Annotated in this window: 25 protein-coding genes and 2 pseudogenes; 13 read left to right on the forward strand and 14 right to left on the reverse strand. The window is 66.9% G+C overall.

Annotated elements, in window-relative coordinates; genetic code table 11:
* Positions 1–55 precede the first annotated feature (55 nt).
* From ACIP79_RS03040 to ACIP79_RS03075, 8 genes and pseudogenes are all read left to right on the forward strand, one after another.
* Positions 56–922 carry a carbohydrate ABC transporter permease gene (locus ACIP79_RS03040; protein ID WP_401218472.1) on the forward strand — a complete coding sequence of 289 codons (867 nt, stop codon included), beginning with the start codon at positions 56–58 and terminating at the stop codon, positions 920–922.
* Between the two features lie 17 nt (positions 923–939).
* Positions 940–1878 carry a carbohydrate ABC transporter permease gene (locus ACIP79_RS03045; RefSeq protein WP_401218475.1) on the forward strand — a complete coding sequence of 313 codons (939 nt, stop codon included), beginning with the start codon at positions 940–942 and terminating at the stop codon, positions 1876–1878.
* A gap of 54 nt (positions 1879–1932) precedes the next feature.
* Complete coding sequence (locus ACIP79_RS03050; RefSeq protein ID WP_401218478.1) at positions 1933–3279, forward strand: ABC transporter substrate-binding protein; 1347 nt, start codon at positions 1933–1935, stop codon at positions 3277–3279.
* Between the two features lie 88 nt (positions 3280–3367).
* Positions 3368–4348 (forward strand): LacI family DNA-binding transcriptional regulator, encoded by a 981-nt coding sequence (locus ACIP79_RS03055; RefSeq protein ID WP_401218481.1) that lies wholly within the window; start codon positions 3368–3370, stop codon positions 4346–4348.
* A gap of 48 nt (positions 4349–4396) precedes the next feature.
* Positions 4397–7438, forward strand: coding sequence for an alpha-mannosidase (locus ACIP79_RS03060; RefSeq protein WP_401218484.1), 3042 nt, complete (start codon positions 4397–4399; stop codon positions 7436–7438).
* Positions 7435–9024 (forward strand): hypothetical protein, encoded by a 1590-nt coding sequence (locus tag ACIP79_RS03065; RefSeq protein WP_401218486.1) that lies wholly within the window; start codon positions 7435–7437, stop codon positions 9022–9024. Before ACIP79_RS03060 ends, ACIP79_RS03065 begins: the two co-directional genes overlap by 4 nt.
* A 19-nt stretch (positions 9025–9043) precedes the next feature.
* Positions 9044–9604, forward strand: coding sequence for a GDSL-type esterase/lipase family protein (locus ACIP79_RS03070; protein WP_401218488.1), 561 nt, complete (start codon positions 9044–9046; stop codon positions 9602–9604).
* A 75-nt stretch (positions 9605–9679) separates the two neighbouring features.
* A pseudogene (locus ACIP79_RS03075) lies at positions 9680–9926 on the forward strand (transposase); the annotation flags it as partial.
* A 506-nt stretch (positions 9927–10432) separates the two neighbouring features.
* Here the strand turns inward: ACIP79_RS03075 and ACIP79_RS03080 are convergent.
* From ACIP79_RS03080 to ACIP79_RS03090, 3 genes are all read right to left on the reverse strand, one after another.
* The gene (locus tag ACIP79_RS03080) at positions 10433–10726 is read right to left on the reverse strand and encodes a hypothetical protein (RefSeq protein ID WP_401218490.1); all 294 of its coding nucleotides are present in this window, start codon (positions 10724–10726) and stop codon (positions 10433–10435) included.
* Positions 10727–10770: 44 nt separating this feature from the next.
* On the reverse strand, positions 10771–11541 hold the full coding sequence (locus ACIP79_RS03085) for a transposase family protein (protein ID WP_401218493.1): 771 nt from the start codon (positions 11539–11541) through the stop codon (positions 10771–10773).
* Between the two features lie 136 nt (positions 11542–11677).
* The gene (locus tag ACIP79_RS03090) at positions 11678–11962 is read right to left on the reverse strand and encodes a hypothetical protein (protein ID WP_401218496.1); all 285 of its coding nucleotides are present in this window, start codon (positions 11960–11962) and stop codon (positions 11678–11680) included.
* Between the two features lie 739 nt (positions 11963–12701).
* Here ACIP79_RS03090 and ACIP79_RS03095 point away from each other — a divergent pair.
* Together ACIP79_RS03095 and ACIP79_RS03100 are read left to right on the forward strand one after the other, a co-directional pair.
* Positions 12702–12992: pseudogene (locus tag ACIP79_RS03095) on the forward strand (alcohol dehydrogenase catalytic domain-containing protein); the annotation flags it as partial.
* A 282-nt stretch (positions 12993–13274) separates the two neighbouring features.
* Positions 13275–13724, forward strand: coding sequence for a hypothetical protein (locus tag ACIP79_RS03100; protein WP_401218499.1), 450 nt, complete (start codon positions 13275–13277; stop codon positions 13722–13724).
* Here the strand turns inward: ACIP79_RS03100 and ACIP79_RS03105 are convergent.
* Both ACIP79_RS03105 and ACIP79_RS03110 read right to left on the reverse strand, forming a co-directional pair.
* Complete coding sequence (locus tag ACIP79_RS03105; protein ID WP_401218502.1) at positions 13673–14185, reverse strand: transposase; 513 nt, start codon at positions 14183–14185, stop codon at positions 13673–13675. The genes ACIP79_RS03100 and ACIP79_RS03105 overlap by 52 nt on opposite strands.
* The gene (locus tag ACIP79_RS03110) at positions 14130–14429 is read right to left on the reverse strand and encodes a transposase (RefSeq protein ID WP_401219227.1); all 300 of its coding nucleotides are present in this window, start codon (positions 14427–14429) and stop codon (positions 14130–14132) included. The genes ACIP79_RS03105 and ACIP79_RS03110 overlap by 56 nt, the downstream gene beginning before the upstream one ends.
* 202 nt (positions 14430–14631) lie before the next feature.
* Between ACIP79_RS03110 and ACIP79_RS03115 the strand changes: the two genes are divergently transcribed.
* On the forward strand, positions 14632–15309 hold the full coding sequence (locus ACIP79_RS03115; protein ID WP_401218504.1) for a LuxR C-terminal-related transcriptional regulator: 678 nt from the start codon (positions 14632–14634) through the stop codon (positions 15307–15309).
* Between the two features lie 75 nt (positions 15310–15384).
* Here ACIP79_RS03115 and folE read toward each other — a convergent pair whose 3' ends face one another.
* The 7 genes from folE to ACIP79_RS03150 all read right to left on the reverse strand — a co-directional run bounded on the left by folE (position 15385) and on the right by ACIP79_RS03150 (position 21269).
* The gene (folE, locus tag ACIP79_RS03120; protein ID WP_401218507.1) at positions 15385–15963 is read right to left on the reverse strand and encodes a GTP cyclohydrolase I; all 579 of its coding nucleotides are present in this window, start codon (positions 15961–15963) and stop codon (positions 15385–15387) included.
* A 7-nt stretch (positions 15964–15970) separates the two neighbouring features.
* The gene (locus tag ACIP79_RS03125) at positions 15971–16621 is read right to left on the reverse strand and encodes a 7-carboxy-7-deazaguanine synthase QueE (protein WP_401218510.1); all 651 of its coding nucleotides are present in this window, start codon (positions 16619–16621) and stop codon (positions 15971–15973) included.
* Positions 16622–16758: 137 nt separating this feature from the next.
* Positions 16759–17121 carry a 6-carboxytetrahydropterin synthase QueD gene (gene queD, locus ACIP79_RS03130; RefSeq protein ID WP_401218513.1) on the reverse strand — a complete coding sequence of 121 codons (363 nt, stop codon included), beginning with the start codon at positions 17119–17121 and terminating at the stop codon, positions 16759–16761.
* A 55-nt stretch (positions 17122–17176) separates the two neighbouring features.
* Complete coding sequence (locus ACIP79_RS03135) at positions 17177–18172, reverse strand: isopenicillin N synthase family dioxygenase (protein WP_401218516.1); 996 nt, start codon at positions 18170–18172, stop codon at positions 17177–17179.
* 30 nt (positions 18173–18202) lie between these two features.
* On the reverse strand, positions 18203–19474 hold the full coding sequence (gene ectB, locus ACIP79_RS03140; RefSeq protein WP_401218519.1) for a diaminobutyrate--2-oxoglutarate transaminase: 1272 nt from the start codon (positions 19472–19474) through the stop codon (positions 18203–18205).
* A 1-nt stretch (position 19475) separates the two neighbouring features.
* Positions 19476–20195 (reverse strand): 7-cyano-7-deazaguanine synthase, encoded by a 720-nt coding sequence (locus ACIP79_RS03145; protein ID WP_401218521.1) that lies wholly within the window; start codon positions 20193–20195, stop codon positions 19476–19478.
* Between the two features lie 306 nt (positions 20196–20501).
* Positions 20502–21269 (reverse strand): class I SAM-dependent methyltransferase, encoded by a 768-nt coding sequence (locus tag ACIP79_RS03150; protein ID WP_401218524.1) that lies wholly within the window; start codon positions 21267–21269, stop codon positions 20502–20504.
* Positions 21270–21868: 599 nt separating this feature from the next.
* On the opposite strand from ACIP79_RS03150, the gene ACIP79_RS03155 reads away from it, so the two are divergent.
* Positions 21869–23140 carry an ATP-grasp domain-containing protein gene (locus tag ACIP79_RS03155; RefSeq protein ID WP_401218525.1) on the forward strand — a complete coding sequence of 424 codons (1272 nt, stop codon included), beginning with the start codon at positions 21869–21871 and terminating at the stop codon, positions 23138–23140.
* A gap of 1 nt (position 23141) precedes the next feature.
* Positions 23142–24377 carry an MFS transporter gene (locus tag ACIP79_RS03160; RefSeq protein WP_401218528.1) on the forward strand — a complete coding sequence of 412 codons (1236 nt, stop codon included), beginning with the start codon at positions 23142–23144 and terminating at the stop codon, positions 24375–24377.
* Between the two features lie 401 nt (positions 24378–24778).
* Here ACIP79_RS03160 and ACIP79_RS03165 read toward each other — a convergent pair whose 3' ends face one another.
* Together ACIP79_RS03165 and ACIP79_RS03170 are read right to left on the reverse strand one after the other, a co-directional pair.
* Positions 24779–25393, reverse strand: coding sequence for a TetR/AcrR family transcriptional regulator (locus ACIP79_RS03165; RefSeq protein ID WP_401218531.1), 615 nt, complete (start codon positions 25391–25393; stop codon positions 24779–24781).
* Positions 25393–26241, reverse strand: a complete 849-nt coding sequence (locus ACIP79_RS03170; RefSeq protein WP_401218534.1) for an oxidoreductase — start codon at positions 26239–26241, stop codon at positions 25393–25395. Before ACIP79_RS03170 ends, ACIP79_RS03165 begins: the two co-directional genes overlap by 1 nt.
* Between the last annotated feature and the right edge of the window lie 235 nt (positions 26242–26476).

A 26476-nucleotide genomic window follows, 5' to 3' on the forward strand; every position in this document is an offset into this window, starting at 1 on the left:
GGGCAGAACCGTCAGCAAGACGGCCGCCGACACCGGTCCACCCCGCCGTCGGCGCATGAGGAAGGAGTCCTTGCAGGGTCTGCTCTTCGTGTTGCCGGCCTGTATCGGCTTCGCGGTCTTCTACCTGTGGCCCACGGTGCGGGGCATCTACTACAGCTTCACGGAGTACTCCGTGTTGTCGCCCCCGACGTGGGTGGGCCTGGAGAACTACACGCACATGGTGCACGACGACGTGTTCTGGAAGTCGCTCGTCGTCACGGTGGAGTTCGTGGTCCTTACGGTCGTCCTGCAGACCGTCGTGTCCATGGGGATCGCGATGCTGATGCATCGGTTGACGAACTCACTGCTGATCCGCGGTGTGATCCTCTTTCCCTTCCTCATCTCCGGCGTGGTCGTCGCGCTCGCCTGGTTCTGGATCGCCGACTACCAGATCGGCATCGCCAACGAACTACTGCGCCACCTCGGCGCGAACGGCACGCCCTTCTTCGGGGACACAGGCACGGCCCTGCTCACGGTCGCCTTCGTCTCGGTGTGGCGCGGCATGGGCTACACGGCGTTGCTGCTGTTCGCCGGACTACTGACGATTCCACCCCAGGTGTACGAGGCCTCGGCGCTCGACGGGGCATCAGGGCTGCGGACGTTCCGTTCCATCACGCTGCCACTGCTCAGGCCCGTCGTGGCGATGGTCCTGGTGCTCACGGTCATCGGCTCCTTCCAGGTCTTCGACATCATCGCCGTGACCACGAAGGGCGGACCGGTGGACGCTACCCGGGTCATCTCGTACTACATCTATCAACTCGCCTTCACGCAGTCTCAGTTCGGCTATGCCTCCGCAATCTCGGTCGTGCTCTTCGTGGTGTTGGCGATCGTCTCCTTCGTCCAGCTACGGCTGATGCGCGCGAACCAGTCGGATCTGGCCTAGGCACGAGAGGCAACATCATGGCAACGGTCATCACAACAAAACCGCCCCAGGCCGCGCCGCTCCCGTCCGGTCGGCGACGTGGCCGTCCGTCTCCGGGCAGGGTCCTGGCCTGGGTGGTGCTGGCCCTGGTCGTGCTCATCACGATCTTCCCGTTCTACTGGATGCTGCGAACGGCGCTCTCCAACGGCCGAGCACTCGCGACAGCCCCTGACTCACTGCTGCCCGTGCAGACCACGGTGGGCGCCTTCGAACGGGTGCTGGGCATCGAGAGCCCGGAGGAGGCGATCGCGCAGGGCGGCGCCGGCACCTCGCTGCAGTTCTGGCAGTACCTGCTGAACTCCGTCATCGTCTCGGTCATCATCACGGTGTGCCAGGTCAGCTTCAGCGCGCTGGCCGCCTATGGCTTCTCCCGGCTGAAGTGGCGCGGCCGGGACACCCTTTTCAACATCCTCCTCACCGCGCTCATGGTGCCGGGCATTTTCACCCTCCTTCCCAACTTCGTACTGATCCGGAACCTGGGTCTGCTGAACTCGTACCTCGGAATCGTGGCGCCGTCGCTGTTCATGACTCCGTTCGCACTGTTCTTCCTGCGTCAGTTCTTCATCGGGTTGCCGCGCGAAGTGGAGGAAGCCGCACTCATCGACGGCGCGGGACGGTTCCGTATCTTCACCCGCATCATCGTTCCCATGAGCATGTCGCCCCTCGCGACGCTGGCTTTCCTGACGTACATCACCGCCTGGAACGATTACCTCTGGCCATTGATCGTCGGATCGGACGACCGTGTACGCACCCTGACCGTGGCCATCGGGGTCTTCCAGTCGCAGACCCCGTCAGGTTCTCCTGACTGGCCGGGACTGATGGCGGCAACGTTGATCGCTGCCGTCCCCGTGCTCATCCTGTTCGCCTTCCTCGGCAGGCGCATCGTCGACTCCCTCGGCTTCAGCGGCGTCAAGTAGCCGAAGGAACCGACGGGCCCGTACGGAGTCACCGCACCATCGAAAGGAAAAGAAATGCGACGAAGCATTTCCACACTCGCGGCCACCGCACTCATCTCGGCAGCGTGTCTGACGGGCTGCGGAAGCGGATCGTCCGCCGGCTCGGGTGGCGCCAACCTCACCATGTGGTTGTGGAACCCGCCGGAGAAGGCCGAACAGCAGAAGTGTGTCGACGGCTTCGAGGCCAAGAACCCCGGTACCAAGGTGAAGATCGAGCAGTACGGGTGGGGCGACTACTGGAACAACCTCACCACGCACATGGCCGCCGGTGACGCTCCGGATGTCATCACCATGTCGTCGGTGTATTTCCCCCAGTACCAGCAGCAGCACCAGCTGCTCGACCTGTCCAAGACGGCCGCCACCAAGAAGATCGGCCTGGGCGACTTCGTCGGCGGTCTGGGGCGCAGTTGGACCGACCCGGAAGGCAAGGGAACATACGCCCTGCCGAAGGAGTGGTCCACGCAGGGCCTCTTCTACAACAAGGATCTGGCGAAGAAGGCCGGGATCGGCGACAGCGACATGCAGAAGCTGGCCTGGAACACCGAGGACGGCGGCACCTTCGAGAAGACCGTCGCCCACCTGACCGTGGACCGCAACGGGGTGCGCGGCGACGAGCCGGGATTCGACAAGAAGCATGTCAAGGTCTACGGGCTCGGACTGCTCGACTCCGGCGGCGCGCTGGGCCAGGTCGAGTGGTCACCGTATGTGCTGAGCAACGGCTGGGACTACTCCGACAAGAATCCCTGGGGTACGAAGTTCAACTACTCCGACCCGGCATTCAAGTCGACCATCGAGTGGTGGCGCAGCATGATCACCAAGGGTTACAGCCCGACCCTGGCCCAGGCTCTCTCGGCGGTCAGCACCCAGCAGCCCTACGCCGCGGGCAAGTACGCCATCGTGTCCGAGGGAAGCTTCAACACGCAGATCTACCAGAGCTTCAAGGGCGTCAAGACGGGTATCGCCCCCTCGCCGATCGGCCCGTCCGGCAAGCGCGGGACGCAGCTCAACTCCAACGCATACTCCGCGTGGGCAGGCACCAAGAACCCGGAGAAGGCCGCCAAGCTCATAGCTTACTTGGAGTCGCCAGCCTGTCAGGATGTCATCGCCAAAGCCGGCACGGTCTACCCGGCGCTGAAGTCCTCGTCCGATCTCGCCGTGAAGCAGCAGAAGGCGAAGGGTGTCGACGTCACACCGTTCAGCAACTATCTGACCGACGGGACCGCGCACCTCGCACCCGTGGCGGACCACTGGTCGCAGGTTGTCGCCATCATGCAGCCCGTGATGGACTCCATCATCGGCTTCAAGTCCGGTGTGAGCGCACTGGATTCAGCGAACGACAAGATCAACGCTCTGTACAAGTAGCTGTCGCGCCGGCGTGGCCGACCGGGCGGGGGAACGCCCCTGCCCGCCGGCCACGCCACCAAGGACCTGAAGGAGAGGCCGAAAACCGGTGAAGCGCAAGGCAACGATGCGGGACGTCGCCGCAGCGGCCAACGTCGGCGTGATGACCGTCTCGCGAGTCGTCAACGGTGACCAGCGCGTGACCGAGGAACGCCGCCGGAGGGTTCACGCCGCCATCAAGGAACTCGGTTTCCAGCCCAACGCGACAGCGCGGGCACTGCGCCCGGGACAGCGCACCGCGACCATCGCCCTCATCATCGAGGACGTCTCCAACCCGTTCTACTCGGCCGTCGCCCACGGGGCTGAGGAAGTCGCCCGCCGCCACCAGCACCTTGTCATTGTCAGCGCGACGCGACGCGACTGGAAGACCGAGCGGGATCTGGTCACCGAGATGGTGCGGCGCAGCGTCGACGGCCTCCTCATCGTCCCGGCCCCGCACGACCACACCGAGCTGGACATCGCCCAGTCGACGCCCGTGGTGTACCTGGACCGAGTGCCCGACGGCATCGAGGCGGACTCGGTGGTCCTGCCCAACGAGAGCGGCGCCCGCGAGGCGGTCGGCTGGTTGTTGGGCCGGGGTCACACCCGCATTGCCTACCTCGGCGGGCACCCCGACGTCCGCTCAGGGGCGGGCCGCCTAGGCGGCTACCGCCGTGCGCTCTGCGACGCCGGACTGACCGAGCGACCTGAACTGATCCGCTCCAACCTGCACAGCGCGGAGCAGGCGGCCGACGCCGTACAGGAACTTCTGGTGTCCGAACGTCCGCCCACGGCGATCTTCAGTGACAACAACCGGATGTCCGTGGGCGTACTGCACGCCCTGGAGAAGAGCGGCCAAACCGTCGAGGTCGCCGGGTTCGACGACGTCGAGCTCGCCTCGCTCGTACGTACGCCGTTACTGCTCGTCACCCATGACGCCGTCGAACTGGGGCGACAGGCCACGACCTTGCTGTTCGAGCGAATGAACGGCCTCAGCACCCCGCCACAGACGATCACCTTGCCGGCCGTCGTGAACGTCTACAACGGCTGACACGGCTCCGGCAAGGCAGCAGAACCAACCCCCTACGATAGGACAGCCGTGCACCGCGACGACCACGCCATCGTCGAGCGCCTCGAACGTTACCTTCGTCATCGGCTCCCACGAGCCGTCGAATCGGCGGCCATACCCGTCGACGTCTCCGCCTGGACAGTGTCCGGCGAACCGGTGCCGTTCGAACGTGCAGTGAAACAGCAGTACAGCCCGCTGCCCGCGGGGACACCATGGGGGCGGCCGTGGGACACCACCTGGCTCCGTTTCGACCTGCGACGTCCCGCCGAATGGCGCGGCCGGCGCTTCGAGCTGCGGGTCGAACTCGGTTTCAGTGACGAGCAGACGGGCTTCCAGGCCGAAGGCCTCGCGTATGACGCGCACGGTGCGCCTGTCAAAGGCGTCCACCCGGCCAGCCGTTGGGTGCCGGTGCCCGACGTGGACGAGTCGACGATCTACGTGGAGGCGGCGTCGAATCCGGTCGTCCTCCATCACGACGGCGATCGGTTCGACTTCTCGCCCACGCCCTTGGGCGAGGCCGGCGCGAGAGACGGCGGCCCGCAGTACGTGCTGGGACGGTCCGCGCTGGTCGTGCGTGACGAGACGGTCGCCGCGCTGGTTCTCGAACTGCGCCTCCTCGGTGAACTCGCCGCACAGTTGCCCGAGCGCTCCCCGCGCCGAGCGGGAATTCTGCGCGGTCTCGATCGGGCGCTCACCGCTCTGGACAGCCAGGACATCGCGGGCACCGCCACCGCGGCCCGGGCGGAACTCAAAGCGGTGCTCGCATCGCCCGCCGAACAGTCGGCACACCGCCTCAGCGCGGTGGGTCACGCGCACATCGACTCGGCGTGGGTGTGGCCGTTCCGGGAGACTCGCCGGAAAGTGGCGCGTACCGTCGCCAACGTGCTGGAACGCATGGCCGAGGACCCTGATCTGATCTTCGCCATGTCCTCCGCCCAACAGTACGCGTGGCTCCAGGAGGACCACCCGAAACTGTTCGAGCGGCTGCGGGAGCGGGTGGCGCAGGGCCGCTTCCTCCCCGTGGGCGGCATGTGGGTGGAGTCCGATGTGAACATGCCCAGCGGTGAGGCCCTGGTGCGCCAGTTCACCCACGGCACACGGTACTTCGAGAGCGAGTTCGGCGTTCCCACCACGATTGCGTGGCTGCCGGACTCCTTCGGATACTCGGCGGCGCTGCCCCAGCTCATCCGTTCCATCGGGGCGCGGCGCTTCCTCACCCAGAAGATCTCCTGGAACGAGACCAACCGTTTCCCTCATCACACGTTCTGGTGGGAAGGCATCGACGGCAGTCGTGTCTTCGCCCACTTCCCGTCCGCCGACATGTACAACTCCGCGTTGACGGGACCGGAACTGCACCATGCCGCCGTCAACTTCGCAGACCGGGGCAGGCTCGACCGCTCCCTCATTCCGTTCGGTTACGGAGACGGCGGCGGGGGGCCCACCCGCGAGATGCTCGACCGGGCCCGGCTGGCGGCCGATCTGGAGGGGTCCCCGAGGGTGGCCATCGAGACACCGGACGCCTTCTTCGAAGCGTCCCAGCGCGAATACCCCGACGCACCCGTATGGCTCGGCGAAATGTACTTGGAGTTCCACCGAGGCACTCTCACCTCGCAGGCCCGTACCAAGCAGGGCAACCGTCGGGCCGAACGTCTCTTCCGTGAGGCGGAACTGTGGTTGAGCACCGCCGCAGTCCTGACCGGTTCCGCCTACCCCTACGAGGAACTGGAGCAGCTCTGGCGGGAGCTGCTGCTCATGCAGTTCCACGACGTACTGCCGGGCACCTCGATCGCCTGGGTCCACGAGGAGGCGGAGAGCCGTCTCGCGCACGTGGCGACACGTCTGGAGGAGTACATCCGCACCGCTCTCGACGCACTCGGCGGCGGCGAGCCCTCCGCGCAGGGCGCACTCGTGGCCAACGCCAGCCCGGTGTCTCGCGACGGGATCGCGCCACACGGTATCGGCGTGCCGCGCGCCGCGCACGACTCGGTGACGGTGGAGAGGCTGGAGGACGGCCACTTCGCACTGGCCAACGGACGGCTGAGGGTCGTCGTCGGCCCGGACGGCACGGTGAACTCGCTGGTGGACGCGGCGACCGGACGCGAGGCGGTCCCGGACGGTCAGCGGATGAACCAGTTGCAGCTACACCCGGACGCGCCGCCCAACTGGGATGCCTGGGACCTCGACGCCCATCCCGGCAGCGGCGTCGTCATCACCTCCACCACCGGGCCCGCCCAGGTCTCCGAGGCCGGCGACGGCTCGGTCTCGGTGACCGTGGAACGTGCCTTCGGCCGTTCCACGGCCCGGCAGACGACCACGCTGCGGCCGGGTTCCGCTCGCGTCGACTTCGCCACCGAGGTCGACTGGCACGAATCGGAACGCCTGCTCAAGGTGGCCTTCCCCACCACGACGGCCACCGATCGGTGGGCGGCGGAGACACAGTTCGGATATCTCTGGCGTCCGACGCACACCAACACGAGCTGGGAGGCGGCCCAGTTCGAGGCGTGCGCCCATCGGTGGGTGCTGGTACGGGAACCGAACTTCGGGGTAGCGGTCGTCAACGAGCACACCTACGGACACGACGTCACCCGTGGCGGCGACGGTGACTCCGGCACGGTCAGCACCACCGTCCGTCTCTCCCTGCTGCGCAGCCCACGCTACCCCGACCCGCACGCGGACCAGGGCCGCCACCGGTTCCACTACGCCGTGGTACCGGGCGCGGACGTCGCGGACGCGGTCCGCGAGGGCTATGCCGTCACCGACGCAGCCCGGCCGGTTCGCGCCGGGGAGTCCGTACGGCCCCTGGTCAGCAGTTCCGAGGAAGGGATCCTGATCGACACGGTGAAAATGGCCGACGACCGCTCAGGAGATGTGATCGTCAGGATCTTCGAAGCCCATGGGACAAGGCACCGCACCACGCTGTCGTTCGGCTTCCCTGTCGCCTCCGTCACCGAGGTGGATCTCATGGAGCGCCCGTCGGCCGTCGGACCCGAGAACGGTCCGGTCGACCTGGCCGACCTGGTGTTCACCCCGTTCCGCCTGCGTACCTTCCGCATCACCAGGAGTGAGAAGTGATCACTGTTCCCACACCGCCCGACGCCGTTTTCGTCTGGTCGGGCCAGACGGAGGAACCGCACACCGCACACCGGTCGGAGGGCCTCTGGGAGGCCGGCGGAGCCGTCGTCCGCACGGTGCCCGTGGCAGGCGGCCTCGACGTCCGGGTCAGGTCCTCGGCCCCACTCTCCAAAATCGCCCTGCGCTGGAGCCGTGGTCTGCCGGGGCAGTCGCTGGTTCTCGGCGATCACTGGGAGCGTTCGTACGGGGATCTGCGCTGGGAACCGCCGCGCCCCGATCGCGTACTGCCGTGGTACTGGATGGCGACCGGGCCTTCCGGTCGGACGCGTGGGGCAGGCGTCCAGGTGCGGCCGTCGGCACTGTGCTCGTGGACCGCCGACACCTCCGGCACCACACTCTGGCTCGACGTACGCTCCGGGGCGGAAGCCCTGCTGCCGACCGACCGCGAACTGCACGCGGCGACCGTCGTGGAGTGGGAAGCCACCGACGTGGACGCGTTCGCCGCGCTGCGGGAACTGTGCGCGGCACTGTGCCCGGATCCTTCGCTTCCCTCGACGCCGGTCTTCGGAAGCAACAACTGGTACTACGCCTACGGCGAGAATTTCGATGCCGACGCGGTGCTGCGCGACGCGGACGTCGTCATCCATGCCGCGAACGGGCACCCGGTCCGGCCCTATTGCGTCGTCGACGCCGGCTGGAGCGAGGGCGGCACCGCGCCCGGAGGCCCTTGGGACCAGGGCCACGGGTCGTTCTCCGACATGGCGAAGGTGGCTTCGCGGATCACCGCCGCCGGAGCCCGTCCCGGTCTGTGGTACCGCCCGCTGCTGTCGCGCGAGCCGGTCGTCGGGACGCGGCGGGACCGACTGGACGGCTCGTGGCCTCTGGATCCCAGCCGTCCCGAGGTCCTCGAACAGGTGACCCGCGATCTGCGACGGTTCACGGAGTGGGGTTTCGACCTCGTCAAGCACGACTTCTCGACCTACGACGTGTTCGGCCGGTTCCTTTCGCACGCGGACGTGGACAGCGGCGCACCACGATGGAGCTTCGCGGACCGGACCCGTACGACGGCAGAGGTCCTCGTCGAGTTCTACCGGACCATCGCCCAGGCCTCGCCGGCGCTGGTCCTCGGCTGCAACACGGTCGGACACCTCGCCGCCGGCTTCGAACATGTGCACCGTACCGGGGATGACACCTCGGGACGCCAGTGGGAAAGGACTCGGCGGATGGGTGTCAACACTCTGGCCTTCCGGCTGGCGCAGCACCGGCGCTTCTATGTCAACGACCCCGACTGCGTCGCTTCCACCCCCGCCACACCATGGGAGAAGAACCGTCAGTTCCTCGACCTGGTGGCCGCCACCGGCAACGCGCTGTTCGTCTCGGTGGACCCCCGCACACTGACTCCGGAGGTGGCGGCCGATCTCCGGCGGGCCGCCGCTGTCGCGTTGGGCGGCGGGCTGCCTGGGGGTGCTGAGCCGCTGGACTGGCAGAGCACCACCGCACCGCGGCTGTGGCAGACGGCCGAGGGGCGGCGCACCTACGACTGGGAGCACCCCTGGGGAGCCGACGTCCAGGTCGCCGGTATCTGACAGGGAGGGGGCCCACGCCATGAGCCACGCCGACGACCGATCGGGTCACCGCGTGTCACGGATCGTGATGCTCGGAGACAGTCTCACTCACTTCGGGAACTGGCCGGCTCTGCTGCCCGACCACGACGTGCTGAACTTCGGGGTGAGCGGCAACACCTCGCAGCAGTTGTGGGAACGGGTCGAGCCGCCTCTCCAGTCGGCGCCGGATCTCGTCACCGTGCTCATCGGCACGAACGACGTCGGGCACGCGGACGTGCCGCCGCGTGAGGTGGTGCACAACCTCGAACGCATCACGGCGGCGGCCTCGACTGTCGCCCCGGTGCTCGTTCAGTCGTTGCTGCCCCGAGAGCCCCGCCATGGGCAGGTGCTACGGGCCCTGAACGACGACTATCGGGAGGTCGCGGACAGGCTCGGAGTCTCCTTCCTCGATCTCTGGCCGCATTTCGAGGACGGCCGCGACGGCCTGCGGTCCGAACTGACAACGGACGGACTGCATTTGTCCGCGTCGGGTTACCGCAAGTGGAGTGGCCTACTCGGGCCCGTTCTGGTCGGTCTGCTCGCCGCGGAGACGATGAGCTGAGCACTGGGCAACCCAGCGGTCCGCTGATCTGGGCCGAGCTCGGGCAGGGTCACGGCCGTGCACCCGGACGGGCATCGGCCGCCCACCCAGTACGACCTGCGCCGCATCATGGACGCCATCTCGTACGTCGACCGCACCAAGACCCCCTGGCGGTACCTGCCGCATGACTTCGCGCCGTAGGCAACGGTGTACGGCCTCTTTCGCCGCCTGGCAGAAGGAGGGTGTCTTCGACCGGCTCAACGAACTACTGCGGCGCCTGGTACGCGAAGCCGCAGACCAGGCTGCCGAGTCGAGCGCCTGTGTGCTGGACACACCGAGCATCAATAATGTGTAGGCCTTGTCGGCCATGACGTGGTCCGGTCGGGAACGCGGCCGCCCGGTGCCGGCGCGAGGCACCGCTATTTAAGTGCAGCACAAGCTCGAGTTGGGGACCATCGCCGTAGTGGCCTGGGGTCAACAAGAGGGTGAGGGGCCGGCACCATCCGGTCTGCGTGCCGATCCGTGTCGGGACGGACGGGGTTGTCCAGGACTTGACAGGCCCGACATCAGGGCCAGGGACGCGGACGGCCCCGGCCCGACCTCCTGATCGAGGAAGAAGCGCAAGGCGCCGATGTGTTCCCCCCGGGCGCAACGGGCCGTGCCGTTGTGCGTAGCCGAACATGGTGTCGGCGCCGGGATCCGCCCCCAGGTCGTCCTCGGTGAGGGTCAGGCAGGCCGCGTATCCCTCGGGTCTCCCGGTGGTTCTGCGGAAGACCCGGAACGCCGCGGGATCGCGGTCCGTCCAGTGCGCAACCAGCGCGCCCTGCTCGGCGCCCTGCCAGGTCGTGGTCATCGCCAGCACCTCGGCCCGGTCGTCCGGGTCCAGCCGGTCCACGTACCGTCCGACCAGAGCCGGGGCCGGGGCCGGGTCTCCCTCGGGACCGGATGCCGGGGCCGGACCACGACGATGGTCTCGGTCAGTAGCCGCAACTGCTCGCGCTCGTCTCCGAGTGCCCGCAGGCGCCCGGCCGGCCAGCCACGCAGTGTGCGGTGCAACTCGGCGTAGCGCCCCGGACCCCGGTAGCGCAGATCATCGTCCAGCACCTCACGGACGAGGTCCTGCGGCTGCAGGGTGTTGCACAAGGCTGCGTTTGGACAGGTCAAGGCCTTCGATCGCAGTCTTCTGGTCATGATGCGAGGGCCAGGTTGTGCATGTGAGCGACGGCTTGGACGGCGTGATGGAGGCCGTCGCCGTGCTGCCGGCAGTCGCGGAGGACCTTGTAGTTCTTCATCCGGCCGCTCACATGCTCCACCCGGGCACGCACTTTGCGGTGGGCGGCATTGTCGGCTTCCTCGCCGGCCAGCAGGGGCCGGCGAGGGCGTTTACGGTGTGGCACGACCATCTGGCAGTTGAGGTAGGCGCCGTCGCCCAGGACGGTCACGCCCTGGCAGTGCTCGGCCAGGCCGGAGGCCCGCCAGGCGTGGACGTCGGCGGTGGTGCCCGGTGCCGGCCGGGCCGCTGCGATCACCAGGCGGGTGTCGGCGTCGACGATGACCTGCACGTTCGCGGAGAAGCGGTAGTTGCGGCTGGACGCGCCGACCTTACGGTCACGCGCCGGGACCAGCGTGCCGTCCACGATCCACAACCGGTCCGCGGCGTCGGCCGGACGCGAGACGGGTTCGAGCGCCACCAGCGGCCCGAGCCGCTGGATCACCCGGCACACGGTGGACGAGGACACCCCGAACAGCGGTCCCAGTTGCCGCATGGTCAGGTTCGTCCGGTAGTACACCGCGACCACAAGCACCAGCTCGGCCAGCGGCAGACTCCACGGCCGGCCCTGCATCGTGCCGTTGCCACCGCGCTCCCGCACCACCTTGAGCAACCTCGAAAACCGCGTCACCCGCAGCCCCGTGAAGTTCTCCACCCACACCCGTTCAGCGCCCAACACCCCAGCCATACCGAGGAAATGCCCAGTTCGCAGCCTTGTGCAACACCCTTTAGCGCCCCAGCGGGCCCTCGACGACGATCAGCAGGGAGCGCAGCCAGGCGAACAGCTCATCAGTATCGTCATCGTCGCCGAGCACCGCCCGCAACTACTCCTCGGTGGTGATGTCGTCGTGCGCGCAGACCTTCAGGGCCATCTGCTGGCGCGGGCTCGGGGCCGCCTCGACCGTCTGGCTCAGCAGCGGCCCGACGAGGTCGGGCAGATCGGCCAGGGTGCGCGGTTCGGCCCCCCGGCGTACGGCGTCCGCCAGCATCGACAGGGTCAGAGGATGGCCGTGGCTGATGCTCGCGAGCCGCTCGCGCAGGTGCCCCGCCAGCCACTGGGAGCCGTAGGTAGGTGCGTCCCTCGTCGGGAAGCAGGTGGGGTACGGCAACCACCGTCACCAACTGCCGCCAGGCCGGATCGGCCACCCAACGAGGCCCGGAGTCTGCTGGCTGGCGATCACGACCAGGGTGTCGGCAGGCAACGAGGGTAGGTACTACTCGCGGATCCAGTCGTCGAGCGGCGCAAGTTGCTAGTAGGTGTCGATGAACAGGACGGTGGGACCGGTACCCGCCGGGCGGGGCAGGCGGGCACAACGGGGAGGTACCGGCCGTCCAGCCGAAGCACGCCGAAGCCCTCGTCGCGAGAGATGCCGCTCAGGACGTCCACCAGCATGCTCTTGCCGATGCCCCCGTGCCGTGCAGGAACAGGACACCGGGCGAACCCAGGGCCGTGCGGAAGAGCGTGACCTCGTGGTCCCGGCCGACGAACGAGCGTCTGCACAGTTCACGCATCCGGTCGCCGAGCGCCCCCACGGCGTGGGCTGGTCCTGCGACACCCGCTCTCCTCCTTCTCACTCTCGCCCATTGCACGACGATCGAACGTCGATCTTCTCAGCAAGCTGAACATCGATGGACACTAGATGAGCAGCGTTTGCCCTATTGGACGCCCGGTGGTCACCTCCAGAATGCTTCGTGCCGGACCTATGCACATGAACGGACACGACGTGAAGTACAGCTTTTCCGACCCTCTGGGACTCCCCATGGACGACGTGGACCTGGAGTCGTGGGTCCCCACCCTGAGCGACGAGGGCACCCACCCCCTACACGCCTGCGGCCCGCGACGAAGTCGTCGTGCGAGTCCGGGCCATCGCGGTCAACCTGGTGGACGCGATTCCGGGACTCGTCTACCGGCTGATCCTGCCCTGGCTCACGTTCCCAGCTGTCGTCGGTACAGACATGGCCGGGGAGGTCGTCGAGGTCGGCCCAGGAGTTACACGCCTCAAACGGGGCGATCGTGCCCTGGGGCACGCACCCATCGCGGAGAAGTCACGAAACCGAGCTGCAGAGGGCACCTCTCAGCACTACGTCGTGTTGATGCAGCACATGCTGTCCCCCCCTTCCCGACACATTGGCCTTTGACCAGGCTGCCGTACTGCCCTTGGCGCTGTCGACCGCAGCAACGGGCATGTCCCAGCAGGACCACCTCGCGCTGACGCTGCCCAGTGTCGATGCCGCCGACCGGTCGGAGACGGTCCTGGTGCGGGGCGGGTCGACATGCGTCGGCTCCAACGCGATCCAGCTCGCCCGCCATGCGGGCTACAAAATCGCGGAATCGCGTCCCCGCACAACTTCGACTACCTCCGCTCGCTGGGCGCAGCCGAATCCGTTGACCGTGACAGTCCCACAGTCGTCGACAACATCGTGGAGCGGATCGGCGACAGCCCGCTGGCCGGCACCCTGACCGTCGGCAACGGATCGCTCAAACCAATCATCGCGATCGCCGCCCGCACCATGGGCAGCAAACACATCCCCTCCGCCTCGCCCAGCCTGTTCGTTCGCCTCCAGTCCCGACGGGCACCGCGCCCAGGAGTCACAGTGAGCGCAATCTGGGGCGGCACACTCAAGGACAATGAGGTCGAACCGACGATCTCCGCGGACTTCCTCCCGGCCGCACTCACCGCCGGCACCTACCAGGCCGCGCCCAAAGCCCGTATCGCCGGCCACGGACTGACCGCCCTCCCAGAGAAGGCACTACAACAGCTCAAGAAAGGCGTGTCCGCGACGAAGCTCGTCGTCCCGGTCTCATGGTGGCGGGGGATTCAGCTGTCGCAGGTCTCGAAGCACATGTCGTCGTTGATAGCTGGCTTATAGGCAAGCTCGGTGTGCCGACATTGAGAGATCGTCTCATTCAGTGAGTCTGCGGCAGCAGATGAGAATGCAGGCGCTGGCATCCGGCGAGCCAGGCCATGGCGTTCGATGGTCCGGCAATGGCGCCCCAGCCGCTGGGAAGACTCGATGCCCTTGCGCGCGACGCAGGGTGTGATGTGTCGGTATCTGAGCCATCGCCGCAGGTGACGGTTGTCGTAAACCTTGTCGGCATGGAGTTCAGCGGGTTTGCACCAGCAGAGACCGCGGCGAGAACGGATGGATGATATGCCCCGCACCATCGGCGCGAGCGCCCGGCTGTCGTGCAAGTTGGAGCCCGAGATCCCCACCCAGATCAGCAGCCCGGTCCGCTCGGAGACCAAGTGGATCTTGGAGCCGTACTTGCCCCGATCAAAAGCATTCGGACCCGTTTCCAGAGCGGACGTGAGCCGATTCCAGGACTGCACGGGACAGGTCGATCAGGTCTCGGTCGTCCGTGAATTGAGAACCTTCTGGTGCAGCCGACCCCAGACCCCAGCATGCGACCGAAAACGAAGGACGGCGCACGGTCGACTTCGACGCCCCAAACCACGGCGGCAGCGCCCGCCATGCACAGCCGGTCACCAGGACGTAGATGATCACGGCAAACACCGCCTCATCATCGATGTTCGCAACCCCGCCACCTCGCGGACGAACCCGGACCGGCGGCAGCGATGCCCTTCACAATCCGTCCGGAACGATCCATCCCCACCGTCCACTCCCCATACTCAGCACAACCGCCAACTGGCCATGCAGAACACGATCTAATTCTCACGAATTACGGTTGCGGCAAGGAATTTCTCCGCCTTGAGGAAAACAAAGATTCCACCCCTGCCCCAGTCGTGCATCAATGCGCACAATACAGGAAGAGTTTATGGAGCTCACGAAATACTTTTCAACACCTTCCATCTCCGTCATCGTGTATGGAGGGGATCCCCTTACCCGCGCGGGTGTAGCGGCGCACTTAGGTCATCAACCCGACATAGCCCTGCGTCCGGCCAGGGATCGTCCGGTTGAAAGTTCCACACGAGAGGGCGAAGCCGACGCAGGAGAGGTGGCCCTGATGCTGGATGACCAACTGGACCCCAAGTCGATCACCACCTTGCGCAAGCTGGGCCTGGACCACGGCAAACGCGTGATATTGGTGGTCAGCGAACTGGAAGAGCGTCATCTGAGCATGGTGATCGAGGCCGGGGTTTCTTCGGTCGTATGGCGTCATCAGGCCACCCCCGCACGGCTGGTGAAAGCAATCCGAGCCACCGCCCGGAACGAGGGCGACATGCCCGGCGACCTGCTGCGCAGGATCCTCGCCCATCTCGAACGCCAGGCGCAGGGAACAGTGTTGAGTACCATCGCGAGCGGAAGCCCCACCAGCAAGGAATTGAACGTCCTGGAACTGGTCGCCCATGGACTCGGCACTAAGGAGATCGCTGAAAAGCTCAGCTACTCCGAGCGCACCATCAAGGGGATCCTGCACGACGCCATGACCCGCCTTCATCTGCGCAATCGCGCACACGCAGTGGCGTATGCGATCCGTGAAGGCTACATGTGACGCCTGGAACCGGCGGCGGCCTGCGCCTAGAGAGGTTCGGTGCAGGCCGCCGCCGGTCGGTGGAACGCGTCCGCCTCAGTGCCGCAGCAACGCGAGCAACTCGCCGCGCAACGAACTGTCGTTGCCGAAGGCTCCGAGGAACGAGGTCGAGGCCATCTCGGCACTCGCCTTGATACCGCGCATCGTCATGCACAGATGCTCGCCCTTGGCGATCACCGCGACGTCCTCGGCGCCGGTAATGTCCGCCACCTCCTGTGCGATGCCGGCCACCAGCCGTTCCTGCACCTGGAGCCTGTGGGCGTGACTGTGCGCGATCCGAGCGAACTTCGACAGTCCCAGAAGCTGTCGGGTGGGGCGATAGGCGATGTCGACCGAGCAGTTGAACGGCAGGAGATGGTGCTCGCACAGCGACCACACCCGGATGTCCGAGACCACCACCATCTGGCTGGTGGTAGTCGTCTCGAAGAGAGTGTCGATGGTTCCGGGGTCGTAGTCGATGAACTCACGCCACCAGCGTGCGAACCGTTCAGGTGTCTGGCGCAGACCGTCCCGGTTGGGATCCTCACCAATCTCCTTGAGCAGGCGCTGCGCGAGATCGACCAAGGGGTCGGCTCCGGCCTTCTCTGCTCCACTCTGTGGTCCGACGGTGCTCACAGTCACTTCAGACTCCTCTCCTGTGACCCCAGACCAGCGTGTGCAGCCGGGTGGTCACGTTCCATCCCCGATCGATGACCGAGGAGACAAGTTCCTGCATGTGTTTGTCGATGGCGTCGGCGCTCTGGCCCTCGGGCATGATCCACACGTCGTCGATGCCGAAGCCGGCGGCGAGCTCGGCCACCTCGTCCAGATCCGCAGTGGTGCGGCAGACGAACTTGAACGTCGTGCCGGGTGTGACGGCGAATCGCCTCAGCGCCTGCGGAACGATGCGCCGCTCCATCGGGTCGCCGGAGTGCGACAGTTTCGGCGAGACGTTGAAACGCACCCCGTGCCGCACCAGACGACGGTCCGGAACGCGTGTTCCGTTGGTTTCGAACTCCACCTCGACGTCCGCGTCCCGCAGGATGTCGATCAGCGGCAGCAGGCGCGCCTGCTGACTGAGCGGTTCCCCTCCGGAGATCACGACGAGGTCGACGCCGAGTGCCAGCAGTTCTTCGGCGACCGAGGAGACAGACTGCCGGTGCAGCTCGGTCTTCGGGTCGTAGCGGATACCGCTGTCACTTATGCCCTGCCAGTCCCAGGTGTACGGCGTGTCGCACCAGCGACAGGACAGGTTGCAGCCACCGAGCCGCAGGAAACCGCACCTGCGGCCCATCGACCGTCCCTCTCCCTGGACGGCCTCAAGTGGGGCCGAAGATCTCGTTGACCACGAGTTCCGGTTCCACGGGGCACCACCTCCTCATTGCGTGGGTGATATGTCTCATCGGTAGGTGCGGAAACGAGCCCCGCTCATCAGGGCCGGTACTCCGCCCACGTCTTGGGTGTCTCCGAGACGCGGATCGCCGACAGTTCGGGGAAGTCCTTCCTCCACTGCTCGAACATCCAGAGGGCGAGGTTTTCCGCGGTCGGGTTGGCAGACACCACGTCGTTGAGGTGCCGGTGGTCGAGAGTTTCGTCGAGCCACTTCTTGAAAACCGAGAGGTCGCCGTAGTCGCGGACGAAGCCGGTGGCCGTCAGCGCGGTGCGTTCCGCACTCAGCTCGAGTTCCACCGCGTAGTTGTGGCCGTGCAGACGTGCGCACTGATGGCTCTCGGGCAGGCCTTCGAGCCGGTGGCTGGCGGAGAAGTCGAAGCGCTTGGTGATGCTCAGGGACATGATGCGGATGAACCTTCCTGTGGTGGTGACAGAGGATGGGACGGGTGAGCACGGTTCACGTGATGAAGACGGCGTCCGTGTGCACGCCGAGCTTTTCCAGAACCGAACGACGCGAGACGACGGGCTCCAGGCCGGCGCCGCCGCCGATGGGCGGGGCCAGGGGCTCGATGAGCGTGTCTGGGTTCGTTTCGAAGAAGAACACGAGCGACATGAGTTCCTCGTCGGGAGCACTGGGGCTGGGAGCGAGCACCCGGTGCCTCAACGCCCGCCAGCGCCGGTCGGTCCACTGCTCCATCAGGTCCCCGAGGTTCACCACCAGCGCGTCGGGGCGGTAAGGCGGCGCGAACCAGCCGCCGGACTCGTTCCACACCTGCAGACCGCCTACCCCCTGCTGCCGGCTGAGGATGGTGAATGCGCCGAGATCGGTGTGCGGACCGTTGCGCATCTGCCCCTTCGCCACCGCACCCACCGAGGCGAGCGACGGGTACCAACTGACGTTCTGGGTCCAGGTGGCGTGAGTGGCCCGGCGGGTGAAGAAGTCCTCGGGCAGGCCCAGCACCTGAGCGAAGAGCTCGTTCAGGGAGAGCGCCACGCGTTGCATGTGAGCGGTGTAGGTCTCGACGGCGCGGCGCAGCCCCGGGAGCACCGGGTCGGGCCAGCGGTTGGGCGGGTAACAGTATCGGTCGGTCTCTTCGTCGCCCGACCGGTGTGCGGGGCCGGAGTAAAAGGATTCGTGAAGGTCGGGTGCCGCCGCCGGATCACTTTCCTCGCGGGGCACCCCGACACCGCCGCCGGGATGCATCTCCAGCCAGCCGCTCTCATACGGCGCGACGATCGCGTATGGCGTCTTTGCGTCGCGGGGAAGGGCAAAGAACTCCCGCCCCCGGGCGCGTAGGCCGTTCATCACCGCGCGCGGCACACCGTGTCCTTCGAGGAGGAACGCGCCGGTCTCGCGCAGGCCCCGGTCCAGGTCCGTGGCAATGACGCTCCGCCCCTCGGGAGATGCCTCGTGCCAGGCCTTCAGGTCGACAACGGGTATGGCGCTGTCCATGGGTGGCTCCTTTCATGTGGTGCGTAGGGATCAGGGGCGCAACGGGCGCAACGCAGCGGCGACCGCTCCGGCGAGGATGTCGATGCCCTGGTCCAGTTCGTTCTCCGTGACAGTGAGCGGGGGAAGAAGTTTGACGACGGAGCCGTCCGCGCCGGACGTCTCGACGAGCAGCCCCCGCCGGAAGGCCAAAGCCGATGTACGGGCGGCCAGTTCGCCACCCGCGACACCCGAAACTCTCCGGAACCCGAGCCCTGCCACGAGACCTCGTCCGGTGACGGTGAGAGCGGCGTGGTTGTGTGTGCCGGCAATCTCATCGAGAGCGGCTGCCAGTCGCTCGCCGCAGCGCCGTACGGCCTTCTCCAGGTCGTTGCCCGACCAGTACGCCTTCAGTGCCGCTGCCCCCGTGACGAAAGCTGGACCGACGCCGCGGAACGTGCCGTTGTGCTCCCCGGGCTGCCAGACATCGAGTTCGGGTCGGATCAGCGTCAGAGCCAGTGGCAGGCCGTAACCGCTTATGGATTTCGACAGGCACACGATGTCCGGGACGATCCCGGCGTCCTCGAAGCTGAAGAACGGTCCCGTGCGGCCACATCCCATCTGTACGTCGTCCACGATGAGCAGCACCTCATGCCGACGGCAGACATCGGCGAGAGCACGCAGCCAGTGGTCCGAGGCCACCTGCACCCCGCCTTCGCCCTGCACAGTCTCGACGATCACGGCGGCGGGCCTGTCCAGTCCGCTCCCCGGATCGCCGATCAGGTGGTCCAGCAGTTCAGGGGAGCCGCCCTCGTAGCCGTCGTACGGCAACGAGACGGAATGGGTGAGTGGAACCCCGGCCGCGGCCCGTTTGGCGGCGTTGCCACTGACCGCCAGAGCACCGAGAGTCATGCCGTGGAAGGAGTTGGTGAAACTGATCACGGTGGTGCGGCAGGTGACGCGGCGAGCCAGTTTCAGTGCGGCTTCGACGGCGTTCGCGCCTCCCGGGCCTGGGAAGACGACCCGGTAGTCGAGGTTCCGGGGCGCAAGGATCGTTTCCTTCAACGCCGTCAGGAAGTGCCGCCGGGCAACGGTGAACATGTCCAGTGAATGCGCGACCCCGTCCCGGTTCAGGTAGTCCATCAGCGCTCGCTTCAGGACGGGTGGGTTGTGCCCGTAGTTCAACGCCCCGGCACCGGTGAAGAAATCAAGGTAGCGGTGGCCGTCCTCGTCGTGGAGCCAGCTTCCTCTGGCCTGGTCGAAGACCACGGGCCAGGCCCGGCTGTAGCTGCGAACCTCGGATTCCAGCTCCTCGAACACACTCATCTCAGGCCTCTTCCACGGTGACCGCTTCGGCGGCATAGGTGGTGGGGTCGTGGACGCCGGCGGCGGCGAACGCCTCGCGGCGCTCGACGCAGGAGGCGCATCGCCCGCAGTGCAGTTCCTCACCGCGGAAGCAGGTCCAGGTGTCTTCGAACGGTACGGAGAGCTGATCGCCGAGCGTGATGACCTCCCGTTTGGACAGGTGGGCCAGGGGAGCGACGAGATCCAGATCGGGGTGGGCGTGGCCGCGTGTCGCGATGCGCTCCATGGCGAGGAAGGCGTCCAGGAACTCCACCGAGGTGTCTGAGGGACCGATGTCCTCCGCCATGATCCCGAAGGCGACTGCCTCGGCCCGCTGCACGACGGCCAGCGCGAAGGCCGCCGAGAGCAGGAGAGCGTTGCGGTTGGGAACGATGTTGGGGCGGCCCGGTACCGCGACGCCGTCACCGGTCATCGGAGCGCTTCCATGACCCTCGACCGGGACGTCGAGCGTCGGGTCGGTGAGGGAGGAACCGCGCAGTACCCCGCGGGCCCCGGAGAGGTCGCTCTCCTCGTACGGAGCGTCGAGTCGCCGGGCCGCCAGCCGCGCACAGGCGAGTTCGCGTCGGTGCCGCTGACCGTAGTCGATGCCGAGCAGGTGCAGATCGTGGCCCTGGGCCCGAAGGTGGTACGCCATGGTGACGGAATCGATTCCTCCGGACACCACCGCAATGATCTTCGACACTCGCCGTCCTCGCTTCGTCGGTTACCTGGGGAGAGCTGGCTGCTTGGCCTCGTCGGCGCCGTGATCCATCCTGCGGTGGGGCGGGGGCGACGAATACGTCCGGTGGTACGGAAGACCGGAGTCGTCGGGTCGTCCGCTCGTGCAGTGATCACGTGCGGACGGACCGACCCCGACGGCCCGACGGACCCGCCATCGGGCTGAGGAACTCCGGGCGGGGTGCACGGTGAGCGGCGGAACGCCCGGCAGGACATGGGAAGGGCCTGGCTCCGTACCCGGAGCCAGGCCCTTCCCATGGGTGTGCGCAGGCTACCCCCGCGAGGTGCGGCGAGCCCGCAGAACGAACCAGTGCCTCGGCAGATGTATGCCCTCTGGCGTTGCGGCCCGTGCCGCGTAACGCTCGAAGGCGTTGAGGTCACGAACAGAGTCGTAGTCCTCGAAAATAGGCACCATCTGCAGGAACCGGTCCAGGTCCTCAGCCGTGTGGAAGTACTCGTCGTAGGAGAACTCGCGCTCGTCGTCCACAGTGAAGCCGGCCTCTTCCAGCCGACGGCGTTCTTCCTGCACCACCGGCACACCCGTCCACCGCCCGTACAACTGTCCCCGGCCGAAGGTCTCCTTCAACGCCTGCACGTCCCGCTCCCCGATGCCCATGAAGACCACCGAGCCACCAGACCGCAGCAACCGGTGGAACTCCTGCGGGAACAACGGGCCGCGCCGCGAGGTCACCACGTCGAACGTCTCGTCCGGGAACCCGGTTTCGGAGGCGTCGCCCACAGTGAACTCGACATGAGTGAGCCCGGACTCGACCCGGTGGCGTTCGGCCGACGCCAGCATCTCTACCGACAGGTCCAAGGCATCCACCCGGCCGAACTCGGGGGCGATCGCCAGGAGATTGCGGCCGTCGGCGCACCCGACGTCCAGCAAGCGGGCGTCCGGTGAGCCGACGGCGCGTACCAGGGTGTCGAAGTGCTCCTCCGGGTCTCCCTGCGGGTAGGAGGTAGTGCGCTGTGCCCCGCTGGAGTACCCACCGAACTTCGTGGCGACCTCGGAATAGAACTCCTGATGCTGTGACATGGCCTGCCCGTCTCTCTCGATCGTCCGGTTCCGGAAGAAACCATGCTTGCGGGACCCGGCCACGCGCAGAAGGGCCCGCCGTCCGGCCCTGCGCACTTCCCGGCCGTACGACCGAACACGGCGCACGCCCACGAGGACCGTGCGACCGGACGCCTTGCCTCACGCCGACACGGAAACCTGATCCGGCACCGGAAGACGACATCCGCGAGTGCAGTGATCGCTATCCGTCGTCGTCCACGCGCACCGTGAACCTCCCCGGCGCAGGGCTTCCCACCGCCCCTTCACCCCCGCCATCCCATGTAAGCGTGTTGGCGGAACCTGACACCTCGTCGGTGCACGAGTGGACGTGCGGACCCCACACAGCGGAGCGACGCCGACCGCTCACCGGACATCCCCTCCCCTCTTCTTTTGCAACATATGAAGTGACCACGGATCCCGCCTGCCGACGGCCGGGCAGACACTGCCCCGTCGGTCCGTCGCGCCGGACGCCGGAACGGTCTGCGGGTACATGTCCTGCCCTTCGTCGACTCGGGACAATTGCGTTGAGCGAGGCGGCCCATGGCAGGGTCGGTCGGCCATACAGCGAGGAGAGACAGCCCATGAGCACCAGCACACCTGCGATCATCCTGGTGGACCCGGTGCGGCAAGGGCGCCCTTTCAAGGACGCTGTCCGTGAACTCGGTTTCTCCGTCGTCTCCGTGTACACCCACAGTTATCTCGCCTCCCTGGACCGGCACGCCGCAGGCGACGACCTGTCCTTCTACACCGCCGATCCGCACGAGGCCGAGCGCCTCATCACCGACGCGGGCGTCGACGCCAAGGCGGTGGTCCCCTGTCTTGAGGCCGGGGTGCACCTCACCGACGTACTGGCCCACCGGCTCGAGCTGCCAGGCAACGACCACACCCTGGCCATGGCCCGGCGCAACAAGGCGGCGATGCGGGCACAAGCCATGCGGGCCGGCGTTCGGATACCGGAGTTCCGGCTGGTCCACTCGGCCGACGACATCGCGGCCGCGGCTCACGAATTGGGGTTCCCGGTCATCGTCAAACCCACGCTGGGCGCCGGCTCGCAAGGCGTACGCGTCTACTCAACCGCTGCCGACATGGCAGGGCAGGGGCCGCCGGTCACGCACGATGTGTATCGCGAGCCGGTGCGGGAATGGCTCGTCGAACGCTACATCCGTGGCCGCGAGTTCGCCGTCAACTTCTTCAGCGCGGACGGTGATCACCGATTCGTCGATATGTGGGAGTACCTGCGCCCCGATGACTCCGACTACGACTTCCCGCTCTGGGACATCGTGCAGGTTGGCTTGGACCACCCCGACCTCACGCGCGTGGCGGACTACACGCGCGAGGTCCTGAGCGCCTTCGGTATCCGTCGGGGTCCCAGCCACACCGAGGTCAAGTGCACGGACGACGGCGTATACCTGATTGAGGTGGGGGCCCGGCTCTCCGGTGGCCCCGCCGTCGATCTGTGGACGGCCCACGGAGGGCTGCGCCCCTTTCACGACACCATCGCTTGCTATCTCGGCCAGCGCCCGGCTCTGATCGACCGGCCCGTCGACTTCCCGGTCTGCTTCGGCTCGGCCGTGGTACACAACGAGCAGGGCCCAGGCATACTCGTCGCCATACACGGAGCCGGGGAAGTCGCCGGCCTCCCCGGAGTGGACAGCGTGGAACTCGGTTACGCACCCGGCGAGCACGTCCCGGCCACCCACGACAACGTCAGCATCCCCTTCAGCGCTGCGGTCCACGCAGCCGATCACGACACTGTCCTGGCGACCCTGGCCTCTATCAGGTCCCTGGTACGGGTGGAAACCCGGCCGGCTTCGGCCGCGGACAACGCCGTCACTCCTGCGGCAGCGTCCTGATATGCCCGAACCGGAATCCGGTGGCCAGCTGGCGACTGGCCGTCCGCAGCCTCGCTCCCACAAGGACTTCCTCGGACCCTACCGGGACGTGCTGGCCGCGCCCGGCGCCCCAAGGCTGGCCCTTGCCAGCCTCATGTCCAAATGGCCGATCAGCATGTTCCCGGTCAGCGCGCTGCTGCTCGTATCGCGGCACTACTCGTACACCCAAGCCGGGACTGTCGTCGCCGTAATGCTGCTCGCCAACGGGGTCACCAGTCCGATCCGTGGCCTGCAGACGGTGCGACGCGGAGCACGCACGGTTCTGCGGACCTGCTTGGCCGGTTACCTGGTCGGTGTCACCGGGATCAGTGTGGGTGCGGCATGCGCCGCACCCCTCCCGATCATCCTGGCCGCAGCGCTGCTGATGGGCATGTTCTTTCCGCCTGCGAGCACCCTGCTGCGCTCTCACTGGACGGCACAGGACCGCGTCCGGGGGCAGACCTCTGCCAACGCCCTGGAGTCCGCGCTGATGGACCTGTCACTGGTCACCGGCCCCATCGTAGCCAGCTGGCTCAGCGCCTCCTTCGCCCCTGTGCTCCCGCTCGCCCTCATCGGCGTACTGATGGCGGTCGCGGTCGTTCTGCTGGACCACCTGCCCGACCGGATGGCCGCTCCCTCATCGGGTCCGGGAAATGCTTGCGGCGTCCTGCGCACACCGCTGGTCTCGCTGCTCGGGGCGCAGTTCCTCTTCTGCGCAGCCCTGGCCGCTACTGAGGTGTCCCTCCCCGTTTACGCGCAGCAGCACCAGGCGGCCTTCGCCAGCGGCTGGCTGCTGGCTGGACTCTCCGTCGGCAGCATCGTCGGTGCGCTGGCTCTCGGAGGACTGCACGGCTGTGCGTTCACCCGGCTCCCCCTCCTTCTCTTGCTGCTCGCTGCCGGAATGTGCGCGATCGGCGCCGCTATGATGTTTCATCCGGTTACTGTGGGCCTTGTCTGTGTCCCGGCAGGCTTTGCGATCGGTTCCGTCTTCGCCCGCTTTTTCACCATTCTAGGTTCAGTGACTCCGCCCGGGGCCGACCGTGAGGTCCAGGGCTGGGCCAACAGCATGACCACGATCGGGTTTGCCGTGGGCTCCTTCGGCGGGGCCGCGCTCGGCGACATGTTTGGAGGTCCGGCCCTCCTGCTCTTCGCCCCGTTCTCTGCTGTTGTCGCAGCAGGTTTGACGGCCAGGTCGGAAAAGACCGGGGTCACCGCCTGAGAGGTCGAATCTGATGTTTGGTCTGCCGTGCTGGGTCGCGCCAGGAGATGACGGTTTCGCCGGTGAGAGGACGGGCGGTGAGGTCCGTCACGGCGAGGTGGATCATGGCTTCGGTGGAGCTCGGGCCGCACCGAGGGCGCCGTCTGGGACCGAACCCAAGTCGGCAACAAGCTGACCTCCCATCTGCGCGAGTACTTCCCCGGCTACCTGGCCGTCGTCGGGAAGCGCCGCGAGGGCATCTATCACCCACCGTGCTGACCTCCGCGCAGGTCAGGGAGACCTTCGCGCGGATCGGGGAGTCCGAGGGCGGCAACTCTCCAGCGGCTCAGCACATGACATGCTCGCCTCGGGCACTCAGTATCGCTTCGGGCAGTCAGTGTCGGATCGCGTCCTCTGTCGCGTCAGGAGGTCAAGCCTGCGGCGGTCAGCCAGATGTGTCGGCACGTCGACGATGCCTCCTGCAATGCCTCGCGGGACTCCTGCGAGGCGTGGTAGAAGGTGCGCTCGATCATCCAGCACAGGGCGCGTGCCATCGCCGACGCCTGTTCTGGTTCGGTGCCGCCCTCGACACCGGCTCGTTCCAGGACGGTGGCGATGGCTGCGATGAACAGGTCGGCCGTGTGGTTCCACAGTTCGCCGATCTCCGGGACGGTCAACGAGAGGTCGATCGCCGTACGCATGACCAGGCCGTGTTCGTCCCACAGCTCGACCGTGCGCCGCATGGCCGCCGTGATGGCCTGGCGTGGCTCGTCGGCCTGCGCGGTGGCCCGGGACCGCTCCCACAGGTGCTCGACGGTCCGGGCCACGAGTGCCGTGACCACTTCCTGTTTGGAACCGAAGTAGAAGTAGAGGGCGCCGCGTGTGATGCCGGCGCCCTGGGCGATGTCGCCGACGGTCATGGCGTCATAGCCCTTGTGCTCCAGCAGGGTTTCGCAGGTATCGAGGATTGCCCGCTCCCGGATGTCGCCCTTTCGTTCGGTGGCGCGCCGGCTTCGCGGCGGCTGGTTGCCGGGCATCAGAGCTGAGCACCCTCGGCGAAGTCGGTCGTACGGGAGAGGTCCTCCCATGTGCGGATGTCCTCGTCCGCGGCTGCGCGCGCAGCAGTGATCAGGCGCAGGGCGTCCGAGCCCAGCACGAGGTGGGTAGGCGGCTGATCGACCGTCGTGACGTGCAGCACGGCTTCCCCGGCTTTGGCCGGGTTGCCCAGCTGGTTTCCGCTGGCCTTCTGCCGCCCTTCACGGATGGGCGTGAACAGGTCGTCGTAGTCGTCGACGGACCGCGTGGCTCGCGTCATGGACCGCCCGGCCCAGTCGGTGCGGAAGGAGCCGGGCTCGATCGCCGTCACATGGATCCCGAACTGCGCGACCTCCTTGCCCAGCGCCTCAAGGATGCCTTCCAGGGCGAACTTGCTGCCGCAGTACGCAGACATGCCGGGCACGGCCATGAGTCCACCCATGGAGGTGACGGCCATCAGATGTCCGCGGCGGCGCTGACGCATGTAGGGCAGCGCGGCCTGGAGGGTGGCCACCGCCCCGAACACGTTCACCTCGAACTGCCGCCGCACCTCGGCCAGCGGCGTCTCCTCGAACGTCCCCTCCAAGCCGTAGCCCGCGTTGGCGATCACGACATCCAGGGCACCGACGCTCCGCTCCACCTCCGCGACCACGCGCGCAACCGCGGCGTCGTCCGTCACATCCAGGATGCGCCCGTGAGCGGATCCGGGGTGGAGCGCTTCGAAAGCCTGCAGGTCCTTTTCGGAACGGACGGTACCGACGACCGTGTGCCCGGCGGTCAGGGCGGCTTGGGCGAAGGCGCGTCCAAGACCTGTGCTAACTCCTGTGATGAGCCAATTCCGCTGCTGCATGTCTCTCCAAGGGGATTCGGGATGAGCTCGACTGCTTCCTCTCCAGAAACTATACACATCGCAGATTTTTTTCTTCGACGCGTCGATTCTTGTGCCCCGCAGCACGCCGCCGGGCCCGGGAGTCGTGACTTGGGTAGCGAACGCCGGGCCCGCCCCTAGACCCGCGCGGTCATCGCCTTCACGGTCCTGATCATGGGCTCCAGCGCGTTCACGCTGCACACGGCCTCCGATCATT

The organism is Streptomyces sp. NPDC088747, assembly GCF_044751025.1.
Classification (GTDB): Bacteria; Actinomycetota; Actinomycetes; order Streptomycetales; family Streptomycetaceae; genus Streptomyces.

Bases quoted from the DNA above. Each gene is read 5' to 3' on its own strand.
- ACIP79_RS03040 (WP_401218472.1), top strand. From the start codon at position 56: ATGAGGAAGGAGTCCTTGCAGGGTCTGCTCTTCGTGTTGCCGGCCTGT.
- ACIP79_RS03045 (WP_401218475.1), top strand. From the start codon at position 940: ATGGCAACGGTCATCACAACAAAACCGCCCCAGGCCGCGCCGCTCCCG.
- ACIP79_RS03050 (WP_401218478.1), top strand. From the start codon at position 1,933: ATGCGACGAAGCATTTCCACACTCGCGGCCACCGCACTCATCTCGGCA.
- ACIP79_RS03070 (WP_401218488.1), top strand. From the start codon at position 9,044: ATGAGCCACGCCGACGACCGATCGGGTCACCGCGTGTCACGGATCGTG.
- ACIP79_RS03085 (WP_401218493.1), bottom strand. From the start codon at position 11,541: ATGGCTGGGGTGTTGGGCGCTGAACGGGTGTGGGTGGAGAACTTCACG.
- ACIP79_RS03115 (WP_401218504.1), top strand. From the start codon at position 14,632: ATGGAGCTCACGAAATACTTTTCAACACCTTCCATCTCCGTCATCGTG.
- ACIP79_RS03125 (WP_401218510.1), bottom strand. From the start codon at position 16,621: ATGGGCCGCAGGTGCGGTTTCCTGCGGCTCGGTGGCTGCAACCTGTCC.
- queD (WP_401218513.1), bottom strand. From the start codon at position 17,121: ATGTCCCTGAGCATCACCAAGCGCTTCGACTTCTCCGCCAGCCACCGG.
- ACIP79_RS03135 (WP_401218516.1), bottom strand. From the start codon at position 18,172: ATGGACAGCGCCATACCCGTTGTCGACCTGAAGGCCTGGCACGAGGCA.
- ectB (WP_401218519.1), bottom strand. From the start codon at position 19,474: ATGAGTGTGTTCGAGGAGCTGGAATCCGAGGTTCGCAGCTACAGCCGG.
- ACIP79_RS03150 (WP_401218524.1), bottom strand. From the start codon at position 21,269: ATGTCACAGCATCAGGAGTTCTATTCCGAGGTCGCCACGAAGTTCGGT.
- ACIP79_RS03155 (WP_401218525.1), top strand. From the start codon at position 21,869: ATGAGCACCAGCACACCTGCGATCATCCTGGTGGACCCGGTGCGGCAA.
- ACIP79_RS03160 (WP_401218528.1), top strand. From the start codon at position 23,142: ATGCCCGAACCGGAATCCGGTGGCCAGCTGGCGACTGGCCGTCCGCAG.
- ACIP79_RS03165 (WP_401218531.1), bottom strand. From the start codon at position 25,393: ATGCCCGGCAACCAGCCGCCGCGAAGCCGGCGCGCCACCGAACGAAAG.
- ACIP79_RS03170 (WP_401218534.1), bottom strand. From the start codon at position 26,241: ATGCAGCAGCGGAATTGGCTCATCACAGGAGTTAGCACAGGTCTTGGA.